Raw genomic sequence first — 10,608 nt, forward strand, 5'->3', positions numbered from 1 at the left:
ATATCGTGCAGGTACAGGTCGGGGGGACAGGAATGTCCAGCCATCAATGGGTCAAAGCGCTAGCCGAATTGGGCGTACTGACTCGTCCGTGGGGCGAAAAAACTATCCGGTGCGTGACCCATCGCCATATTGACGATGCCGATATCAGTCACACCGTCGATGCGTTCGCACAGGTGTTAGAAAAGCGGGGGCAGGTATGAACACACAGGCCGCTTCAACCGGAGTGCAGCACCATGTGCCCGCCGACGCTTGCGATGCGCACATCCATATCTTCGACACCAGGTTCAGGCAGACGCTTGCTGCTGATGATATGTCGGCGGTTCCAACAACCGTTGACGACTACCGGCGCGTTCAGCCGAGCTTCGGAACGACTCGCACGGTGATTGTCACCCCGCGAAATTACGATGTAGACAACACTGTCACGCTCGATGCTATACGCCAGCTAGGCATCGACCGATCACGCGGCATCGCGACCATCCGGCCAGACATCACCGATGGCGAACTCGACGCGCTAAACGCCGGCGGCATCCGCGGTATCCGGTTCACGCTCTACACACCCAATGATGCGCCCACCAGTTTTGAAATGGTCGAGAGGTTGAGCCACCGGGTGCATGAGCTCGGCTGGCATCTACAGTTGCACTGGACTGCCGCCCAGATCGTCGAATACAGCGATTTGCTGGATCGCATTCCTAACGAGTTCGTGTTCGATCATCTGGCGCGCCTGCCAGTGCAGGCTGGACTAGCGCACCCTGCCAGACGACTTGTCGAACGATGGCTGACGACCGGTCGCGCGTGGCTCAAGCTGTCTGCACCTTATCTCGACTCACTGATCGGCGAGGCCGGCACGTTTTCGGATATGGACGCCATAGCGCAACACTGGATCAGTGTTGCTCCGGATCGCCTGGTCTGGGGCAGCGATTGGCCACATACGTCAATGAGGCCCGGTCCACAGCCATCAAACCTCGTTGCTGGTCTGAACCGATGGACTGAATGCGCGTCCACCCGCCGTCAGATCCTTGTAGATAACCCCGCGAGACTTTACGGTTTCGGGGATCCGACGAACCAGCTTGCCGCCGCGACTGAACGCCCTCAAATTGCTGCAGTCCGGCCAGCTCCGGCACCTCGGCCTTTGCGGCCGGATAGCTGCGCAACTGGTCGGTGACAATCCGAATCCGGGTCGCCGTTGGCAGCTACCTCAGGCCAGAGCCTGGTCTGGCACTTTCGTCGCACTCCGCGACGGCCGGCTAAACCAGTAGAGGCTCGGCAAGAGTGCGGTCTGGGGACGCAGGGCTGCGCCGGTTCGCAGGATGGTCCCAGCGGGCTCCCCCACCCTTGCCAATCCTATAAAGACTCTCCGGATTCTCACGACAGCGTCAGCGGACACCCACATTAGATCTTGCAGTGCGACGAAAATTAGCCTATAACCATCCCATTGGATGGTCCCGGGATGGAAAATGGAAAAAAGCGCATCGCTGAGTATCACCCGCCCTAAGGGCGGCGAGTCGGAAAAAATCACCATCAACCTCGGCCCCGTCGATCTAGGGCAAATAGATCTGCTCGTGCAGGAAGGCTTCTATTCGAACCGGACTGACCTGATAAGAACCGCTATTCGCAACCAGCTGGCGCTGCACGCGCAGGTTGTCCAGGAAACGGTGAGCCGCCGCGCGTTTGTGCTCGGGCTGCAGCATTTTTCGCGGCAGGAGCTTGAGGCAGTTCGTGCCGCGCACCAGCGTCTCACCATTCAGGTGTTGGGACTGGCCAGCATTGCTGCCGACGTCACGCCCGAACTCGCGCTCGCGACCATCGAAAGTGTCGTGGTCCTGGGAGCCTTTCACGCCTCGCCGGCCGTCAAGACAGCGCTCGCGGACAGAATCCACTAACTGCGCGACGCCCAATACGCAACACCCAACTGGAAAATTACGATGAAACTTGATGAAGGTTTCCTGAACTCGATGCGCGAAGCAATGACTTTGCTGCGTACTCGCGGCCCCGCGGAAGCTACAAAAGCGATACAACGCAGCCTGCGTGGGAAGACCGATGGCGCCGTGAACAGAAAGGCGTCGTGGGCCGCAACGCCGCAAGCCGTCACCTTTCCGTTCGAAGCGCCGACGACAAAAGAAGCCGCAACCTTCAACGCGCCGGAACCCCGCATTGACGTCGAAGACCGGGGATATTTCAGCACGCACGCGTATTCCAACGCCGCAGGCCGCCGCCAATATCGGCTGTATGTGCCGGCCGGAAGCACCGGCGAGCCGCTGCCATTGATTGTGATGCTGCACGGCTGCACCCAGAACGCCGACGACTTCGCCGCAGGTACACAGATGAACGTACTTGCCGAGCGGCATCGATTTCTTGTCGCTTATCCGGTGCAGCCGCAGCAGGCCAATCCATCGAAGTGCTGGAACTGGTTCAAACCCGACGATCAACATTGCGAACGCGGTGAGCCGTCATTGATCGCAGGCATAACACGCGAAATCATCGCCGCCCACAACGTCGACCCCGCGCGCGTGTATGTCGCCGGCCTGTCCGCGGGCGGCGCAATGGCGGCAATCATGATCGCCGAGTATCCGGAGCTATATGCGGCGGCGGGCGTGCATTCGGGTCTTCCTGCAGGATGTGCGCATGATCTCCCCTCAGCGCTCGCAGCGATGAAAGGCGGCAGGCGCCGCAGCGAGGCGCGGCCTTCGAAGCAAGGCACAGCCTCGTCACCGAAGCGGCCCATCATCGTCTTTCATGGTGATGCGGATGCCACGGTTCACATAAGTAACGCCACGCAGCTCGTTCAAGGCTTCGAGGTACGGCCGCATGACGGCAGCGAGTCGCGCCGGATCGACGCTGGCCGACGCGCCTGTACTGTCTCGCGGCTGGCTTCCCCGGACGGTGTCGACGCTGAACTGTGGACGATTCACGGGGCACCGCACGCGTGGGCAGGCGGCAATGCACGCGGCAGCTATACGGATCCTGTTGGTCCGGACGCGAGTGCCGAAATGCTGCGATTCTTCCTTGAGCATCCACAGCGGCGATAATGCGGTCTGCGCACCTGCGATTGCGACCGCTCGGAATGCGGAGCAAGCCCGTCCGTGAAAGGAATAAAAAGGTGCGGGCCGATAGATGACTCTCAGTGAGGCGCACGTCAGGATACGAAGCGGCCCGGCGAGCGGTTTGCGATAGAGTGAGGCGCGTCGCAGGTGTCGCTTGAGCGCGAAGTGCTGACGGATCGGATTGAAGCTCGATAAGAATGCCTGCGTACGGCGGGTCCGTCGCGCGGCGACACTGCTGCAGCCGCTCGTTGAAACACTGCGTGCTCATGTGATGTCGGCGACGAACTGCACGCCTACGACACGCCGGGGTGTTGTTGGACGTCTCAGCCTTCCACTACTATGTCAGCGGTCCGGTACAAGCGAAATTCGTACGCTGTGTAATGACCAAGCCTCTGCCGGCAGCCCAATACGCAACATGTCCAGCAACTGCCCCATGCCGGCGAACACCCTGTAGGCGCTGGCAGTCTCCGCATACTGGCCGCCAAGATAGGCAATGCGTGCGCTGTAGAACTCGTTCTCCGCATTGAGCAAATCGAGTAGCGACCGTTGACCGATTCCGAACTGCAACGAATAGGCCTCCCGAGTTGCCGCGCTGGAATCGACGTATTGCTTCAACACGACCACCCGGTCGCGTGCCGTGTGATACGCATTGAACGCGAGCGAGACGCTTTCCTGTATGTCCAGACGCGTACGGTTACGTACTTGTTCAGCTTCCCGGATCTGGGCGTGCGTCTCTCCTATTCGTGCTTTGTCAGCCCCGCCCTGAAAGATGTTGTAGCGAAGGCGCAGCATGACGCGGCGATCGTTGATTGGCCCCAAAACGCCCTCCCGGTCATGGGTCGAGCTGAGCTCCAGATCAAGACGTGGCCACAACGCCGACCTTGCCACGTCGTATTGTGCCCGGGCTTGAGCAACGTCCGCGTCAGCACCGGCGAGCGACGGATGGTTGGCCAGCGCCGTGTCCAGCGCCTGACGTTCTGTTCGCGGCAACTCGCTCTCCGGTGCCACCGGCTTGGCAAGTGCATCCGGCGGCATGCCAACCAGACGGGCGTAGGCAACCTCTGCTTCTTTCAGGCTGCTTTGTTCCGATCGCAAATTGTCGCGGGCCAAAGCCAGTCGACTTTCCGCTTGATAAAGATCGGCACGGCGGCCGACGCCACGGTCGCTGCGTAGCTTGATCTGATCGTAGATACGGAGGTGGGATTCGATGTTGTCTTCGGCGGCCGCCGTTGTCTCCCTGCGGCGCAGCACTTCGAGGTAGGCGCCCACCACGCGCAGCGCCACGTCCTCCGCGGTGGCGGCTACCCCATAGGCCGAGGAATCGATGCGCGCGCTTTGCCGCGCCACTTCGCTTTTGACCGCGAAGCCGTCGAACAGCATTTGCGACAGCGTGACATTGGCGGTGCTATGCGTGAAAGTGGTCCGATTTAAGCCTAGCAGTCGCGTCTCCGCGTCATCGCGCCGCTCCCTGCCGATGGCCGTGTCGACGTCCAGGCGGGGCCAGTAACCGGCCTGAGCCTGCTTCAGGCCTTGGTCTGCCGCCTCTCTGTGATGCGTCGTGGCGAGTACTTCGGGATTGGTTCTTATCGCCTGTTCGACTGCTTCCTGGAGACTTTGCGCGCCCGCGAGCGAAGGTGAAACCGCAATCGCCGATGCCAGGACTAGCATGGCTAACAATGGTCTTCTTCTATTCATTGCGGATTCCCTGTAACCCGACGGTGGCCTGTGTTCACTGTCGCTCAAGTACAAATAGACATTCGCGATGGTCTGAACCATGTGGCCGACGCATGTTACTGGAGATGTGTTGCGCTTTCAATTGACGTATCCGAGGCGTTTGAGAAATATAACTCGCGAGGAAGGCTTTCGATGCTCGATGAATGATTCAAGCGTTGCTCGCGGGTTGTGCTGGCTGCCTAATACTCCTGAACGTGAGGCAGCGATGGCGTTCCGTAAGTCACTGCGGTGCCACTGCCTTGATCATGCGTGAACTGGAAGCCGGCGGCAGACAGCCCGCCTTGCAGCGCGATCTGAGCCGAGTGAATGCCGTCGCTGACGACCAGCGTGCCTCCCGTTCCAGCATCATTGGCCGTAAAGCTGAGTGTCGTATGGTCGTTGCACAAGACGTCTGCAAGATCCAGGGTGTTGGCGGCGCCGAACCCGGAAACGGTACCGGTGAAGCTGGCTGATTGATCGAGCTTGAGCGTGCCCGTGGCGCCGTCGGCGAAGATCGTGTGTTCCGTGGATGCAGCGCCGAACTCGAGTGTCGCGGCTCCGCTGATCGTTGCGCTGCCGTTGCCGGTCACATCACCATGAATCGCCAAGTTCCCGTTATTGGCCCACAGGTGGCCCGCATTCGCCACTGCACTATCAATCACAAGGCCCCCGCTGCCCGTTGCTTCAAGCGTGCCCGTGTTGACTACGACATGGCTTCCCGTGTCGATCAGGAGCGCGTTGGTACCGTTGGCGACAATCGTCCCTTCGTTGACGAGCGTCAATTGGCCGGTTCCAATCTGGCCGGCACCGGAAATCGTGTTGTCGACGTTGATGAGCGTTGCATCGGAACTGCCACCGAATATGACGTTGTGGCTATCGTCGGACAGCATCAGGTGCCCGCCGCCTTCAAGCGATGCGCTCTTGACCAGGATCTCGATATCGGTTCCGTCGCCCGTTGACGCGAGCGCGATCGTACCCGCGTTGTCGATCGTCCCGCCGAGGGGAAGCATTGCGCCATCGTTCACCGTCATGACGCCCGAATTGACCATAACCGGCTCCTGGTCAAACACGAAGTTGTCGCCGGTGAGGTCAGCGGAATGGACACCCGTTACCGTGATGGTTTCGCCAGCACCCAATGCTATTACTGCATTACCGTTCGAATCATCGGTCATGTGCGTCTCGACGTCGCTGAAACTCGTGATGCCAGTGAAGCCCACGAGATCGATCTTGTCCGCTGCGAGATCGAGGTTATGCAGCGTGTCGTTTCCGATGGGTTGCGCGAAAACAAACAGATCATGGCCGGCGGAGCCCGTCAGGTGGTCGTCGCCCGACCAGGCGAAGATTGGTGAGTTTGCTGCATATGCTTCCACATTGTCGGCGACTGTGACGCTTGCATGGGTGCCGTCCACGTTGGTCCAGTTCTCGGTCACTGTGAGCACTGTGGCGCCAACGAAGGACGCTGGCGGCGTGACCGTGAGAGCGCTCAGATGGTTCGTCGCAACGAGCCACACGCCGTTGCCGAGGTCGGTTCCGGCGTTCAACTGCCAGCCGGAGGGTATGCCGGCAACCGTGACCGTGAGGTCGGCCGGATGGCTGGACAGGTCGGTTAGTGCAAGGTTGATTTCGGAACCGGCTATGCCAGCGGGGGCTGCGTGTGTGGAGGTCCTGGTATTGCCTGCGAGGTCCCACTCAGTCACCGTCAAGCTGTGATTGTTTAGCCCCGATTGCGATAGGGTCCACGTTCCGCCGCTCTGCAGCGTCGCGGCGTAGTCAGCTGAATTGCTGTTGTCGTGAACCCCAACTTTCCAAACGTTGGAAGCATCGGTGCTGGCAGTCAGCTTGGTCCCGCTGTAACTCCATGACAGGCTCGCTGGAGACGTTGTGTCCAGCGTGAATGCGCAGACCGTGGCAGCCGATATGTTGCCGGCTATGTCGGTCTGGCGGACCTGGACGGTGTTTGCGCCTTCGACAGCGCTGAAGCTGCTGCTCCAGTGCGCCCCGTTGTCGATGCTGTACTGCACTGTCGCACCGCTTTCGACACCGCTGAGGCTGAGTGTGCCGGTGTTCGTGATGTGATCGCTGCCGCTGCTGCCCGAGTCGGTGGCGAGCGCCACCCCGGGTGCCGCAGCGGCCGTGTCCAGCGTGAAGCTGAAGCTGGTCGCCGCCGACACGTTGCCGGCCACGTCGGTCTGGCGGACCTGGACGCTGTTCGCGCCTTCGACAGCGCTGAAGCTGCTGTTCCAGTGCGCCCCGTTGTCGATGCTGTACTGCACTGTCGCGCCGCTTTCGACCCCGCTAAGGCCGAGTGTGCCGGTGTTCGTGATGTGATCGCTGCCGCTGCTGCCCGAGTCGGTGGCGAGCGCCACCCCGGGTGCTGCAGCGGCCGTGTCCAGTGTGAAGCTGAAGCTGGTCGCCGCCGACACGTTGCCGGCCACATCGGTCTGGCGGACCTGGACGCTGTTCGCGCCTTCCGCCGCGCTGAAGCTGCTGCTCCAGTGCGCCCCGTTGTCGATGCTGTACTGCACTGTCGCGCCGCTCTCGACACCACCAAGCGTCAGCGCACCGGCGCTGGTCACGTGATCACTGCCGCTGCTGCCCGAGTCGGTGGCGAGCGCCACCCCGGGTGCCGCAGCGGCCGTGTCCAGCGTGAAGCTGAAGCTGGTCGCCGCCGACACGTTGCCGGCCACATCGGTCTGGCGGACCTGGACGCTGTTCGCGCCTTCGACAGCGCTGAAGCTGCTGCTCCAGTGCGTCCCGTTGTCGATGCTGTACTGCACTGTCGCGCCGCTCTCGACCCCGCTGAGGCCGAGTGTGCCGGTGTTCGTGATGTGATCGCTGCCGCTGCTGCCCGAGTCGGTGGCGAGCGCCACCCCGGGTGCCGCAGCGGCCGTGTCCAGTGTGAAGCTGAAGCTGGTCGCCGCCGACACGTTGCCGGCCACATCGGTCTGGCGGACCTGGACGCTGTTCGCGCCTTCCGCAGCGCTGAAACTGCTGCTCCAGTGCGCCCCGTTGTCGATGCTGTACTGCACCGTCGCGCCGCTTTCGACCCCGCTGAGGCTGAGTGTGCCGGTGTTCGTGATGTGATCGCTGCCGCTGCTGCCCGAGTCGGTGGCGAGCGCCACCCCGGGTGCGGCAGCGGCCGTGTCCAGTGTGAAGCTGAAGCTGGTCGCCGCCGACACGTTGCCGGCCACATCGGTCTGGCGGACCTGGACGCCGTTCGCGCCTTCGACAGCGCTGAAGCTGCTGCTCCAGTGCGCCCCGTTGTCGATGCTGTACTGCACTGTCGCGCCGCTCTCGACCCCGCTGAGGCCGAGTGTGCCGGTGTTCGTGATGTGATCACTGCCGCTGCTGCCCGAGTCGGTGGCGAGTGCCACCCCCGGCGCCGCAGCGGCCGTGTCCAGCGTGAAGCTGAAGCTGGTCGCCGCCGACACATTGCCGGCCACGTCGGTCTGGCGGACCTGGACGCTGTTTGCGCCTTCCGCAGCGCTGAAGCTGCTGCTCCAGTGCGTCCCGTTGTCGATGCTGTACTGCACTGTCGCGCCGCTCTCGACCCCGCTCAGGCCGAGTGTGCCGGTGTTCGTGATGTGATCGCTGCCGCTGCTGCCCGAGTCGGTGGCGAGTGCCACCCCGGGTGCCGCAGCGGCCGTGTCCAGTGTGAAGCTGAAGCTGGTCGCCGCCGACACGTTGCCGGCCACATCGGTCTGGCGGACCTGGACGCTGTTTGCGCCTTCGACAGCGCTGAAGCTGCTGCTCCAGTGCGTCCCGTTGTCGATGCTGTACTGCACCGTCGCGCCGCTTTCGACCCCGCTGAGGCTGAGTGTGCCGGTGTTCGTGATGTGATCGCTGCCGCTGCTGCCCGAGTCGGTGGCGAGCGCCACCCCGGGCGCCGCAGCGGCCGTGTCCAGTGTGAAGCTGAAGCTGGTCGCCGCCGACACGTTGCCAGCCACGTCGGTCTGGCGGACTTCGAGGGTGTTCAGCCCTTCCTGTGCCGAGAAGCCGGTGCTCCATGTGGAGCCGCCATCGGTCGAGTATTCGGTCGTCGCGCCGCTTTCGACCCCGCTAAGGCTGAGTGCGCCGGTGTTCGTGATGTGATCACTGCCGCTGCTGCCGGAGTCGGTGGCGAGCGCCACCCCGGGTGCCGCAGCGGTGGTGTCCAGCGTGAAGCTGAAGCTGGTCGCCGCCGACACATTGCCGGCCACGTCGGTCTGGCGGACCTCGAGCGTGTTCAGCCCTTCCTGTGCGGAGAAGCCGGTGCTCCATGTGGAGCCGCCATCGGTCGAGTATTCGACGGTCGCACCGCTTTCGACCCGACTGAGGCTGAGTGTGCCGATGTTCGTGACGTGATCGCTGCCGCTGCTGCCCGAGTCGGTGGCGAGCGCCACCCCGGGCGCCGCAGCGGCCGTGTCCAGCGTGAAGCTGAAGCTGGTCGCCGCCGACACATTGCCGGCCGCATCGGTCTGGCGGATCTGGACGCTGTTTGCGCCTTCCGCAGCGCTGAAACTGCTGCTCCAGTGCGCCCCATTGTCGATGCTGTACTGCACTGTCGCGCCGCTCTCCACACCACCAAGCGTCAGCGCACCGGCGCTGGTCACGTGATCGCTGCCGCTGCTGCCCGAGTCGGTGGCGAGTGCCACCCCGGGTGCCGCAGCGGCCGTGTCCAGCGTGAAGCTGAAGCTGGTCGCCGCCGACACGTTGCCGGCCACATCGGTCTGGCGGACCTCGAGGGTGTTCAGCCCTTCCTGGGCCGAGAAGCCGGTGCTCCATGTGGAGCCGCCATCGGTCGAGTATTCGACGGTCGCACCGCTCTCCACACCGCTCAGGCCGAGTGTGCCGGTGTTCGTGATGTGATCGCTGCCGCTGCTGCCCGAGTCGGTGGCGAGCGCCACTCCGGGTGCCGCAGCGGCCGTGTCCAGCGTGAAGCTGAAGCTGGTCGCCGCCGACACATTGCCGGCCACGTCGGTCTGGCGGACCTCGAGGGTGTTCAGCCCTTCCTGGGCCGAGAAGCCGGTGCTCCATGTGGTGCCGCCATCGGTCGAGTATTCGGCGGTCGCGCCGCTCTCCACACCGCTCAGGCCGAGTGTGCCGGTGTTCGTGATGTGATCGCTGCCGCTGCTGCCCGAGTCGGTGGCGAGTGCCACCCCGGGTGCGGCAGCGGCCGTGTCCAGCGTGAAGCTGAAGCTGGTCGCCGCCGACACGTTGCCGGCCACATCGGTCTGGCGGACCTCGAGGGTGTTCAGCCCTTCCTGGGCCGAGAAGCCGGTGCTCCATGTGGAGCCGCCATCGGTCGAGTATTCGACGGTCGCACCGCTCTCCACACCGCTCAGGCCGAGTGTGCCGGTGTTCGTGATGTGATCGCTGCCGCTGCTGCCCGAGTCGGTGGCGAGCGCCACTCCGGGTGCCGCAGCGGCCGTGTCCAGCGTGAAGCTGAAGCTGGTCGCCGCCGACACATTGCCGGCCACGTCGGTCTGGCGGACCTCGAGGGTGTTCAGCCCTTCCTGGGCCGAGAAGCCGGTGCTCCATGTGGTGCCGCCATCGGTCGAGTATTCGGCGGTCGCGCCGCTCTCCACACCGCTCAGGCCGAGTGTGCCGGTGTTCGTGATGTGATCGCTGCCGCTGCTGCCCGAGTCGGTGGCGAGTGCCACCCCGGGTGCGGCAGCGGCCGTGTCCAGCGTGAAGCTGAAGCTGGTCGCCGCCGACACGTTGCCGGCCACATCGGTCTGGCGGACCTCGAGGGTGTTCAGCCCTTCCTGTGCCGAGAAGCCGGTGCTCCATGTGGAGCCGCCATCGGTCGAGTATTCGGCGGTCGCGCCGCTCTCGACCCCGCTGAGGCCGAGTGCGCCGGTGTTCGTGATGT

At 63.3% G+C, this 10,608-nt stretch carries 4 protein-coding genes and 4 pseudogenes; 4 read left to right on the forward strand and 4 right to left on the reverse strand.

The features are described from left to right. Together C0Z16_RS38500 and C0Z16_RS36305 are read left to right on the forward strand one after the other, a co-directional pair. Window positions 1-200: pseudogene (locus C0Z16_RS38500) on the forward strand (low specificity L-threonine aldolase); the annotation flags it as partial. Beyond that, window positions 197-1,036, forward strand: a pseudogene (locus C0Z16_RS36305) (amidohydrolase family protein); the annotation flags it as partial. The pseudogenes C0Z16_RS38500 and C0Z16_RS36305, both read left to right, overlap by 4 nt. Window positions 1,037-1,097: 61 nt before the next feature. On the opposite strand, the pseudogene C0Z16_RS39780 reads toward C0Z16_RS36305, so the two are convergent. After that, a pseudogene (locus tag C0Z16_RS39780) lies at window positions 1,098-1,169 on the reverse strand (IS6 family transposase); the annotation flags it as partial. A 285-nt stretch (window positions 1,170-1,454) separates the two neighbouring features. Between C0Z16_RS39780 and C0Z16_RS36310 the strand changes: the two are divergent. Together C0Z16_RS36310 and C0Z16_RS36315 are read left to right on the forward strand one after the other, a co-directional pair. Next, the gene (locus C0Z16_RS36310) at window positions 1,455-1,880 is read left to right on the forward strand and encodes a CopG family transcriptional regulator (RefSeq protein ID WP_102636761.1); all 426 of its coding nucleotides are present in this window, start codon (window positions 1,455-1,457) and stop codon (window positions 1,878-1,880) included. A gap of 42 nt (window positions 1,881-1,922) precedes the next feature. Then, window positions 1,923-3,026, forward strand: a complete 1,104-nt coding sequence (locus C0Z16_RS36315) for an extracellular catalytic domain type 1 short-chain-length polyhydroxyalkanoate depolymerase (protein WP_102636762.1) — start codon at window positions 1,923-1,925, stop codon at window positions 3,024-3,026. Window positions 3,027-3,152: 126 nt separating this feature from the next. Here C0Z16_RS36315 and C0Z16_RS38325 read toward each other — a convergent pair. The 3 genes and pseudogenes from C0Z16_RS38325 to C0Z16_RS36330 all read right to left on the reverse strand — a co-directional run. Beyond that, a pseudogene (locus C0Z16_RS38325) lies at window positions 3,153-3,263 on the reverse strand (IS6 family transposase); the annotation flags it as partial. A gap of 120 nt (window positions 3,264-3,383) precedes the next feature. Continuing rightward, the gene (locus C0Z16_RS36325; RefSeq protein WP_102636763.1) at window positions 3,384-4,736 is read right to left on the reverse strand and encodes a TolC family outer membrane protein; all 1,353 of its coding nucleotides are present in this window, start codon (window positions 4,734-4,736) and stop codon (window positions 3,384-3,386) included. Between the two features lie 218 nt (window positions 4,737-4,954). After that, a partial coding sequence (locus tag C0Z16_RS36330) for a beta strand repeat-containing protein (protein WP_244201508.1) occupies window positions 4,955-10,608 on the reverse strand: 5,654 nt, incomplete at its 5' end.

Origin of the sequence: Paraburkholderia rhynchosiae (genome assembly GCF_002879865.1) — a bacterium.
Classification (GTDB): domain Bacteria; phylum Pseudomonadota; class Gammaproteobacteria; order Burkholderiales; family Burkholderiaceae; genus Paraburkholderia; species Paraburkholderia rhynchosiae.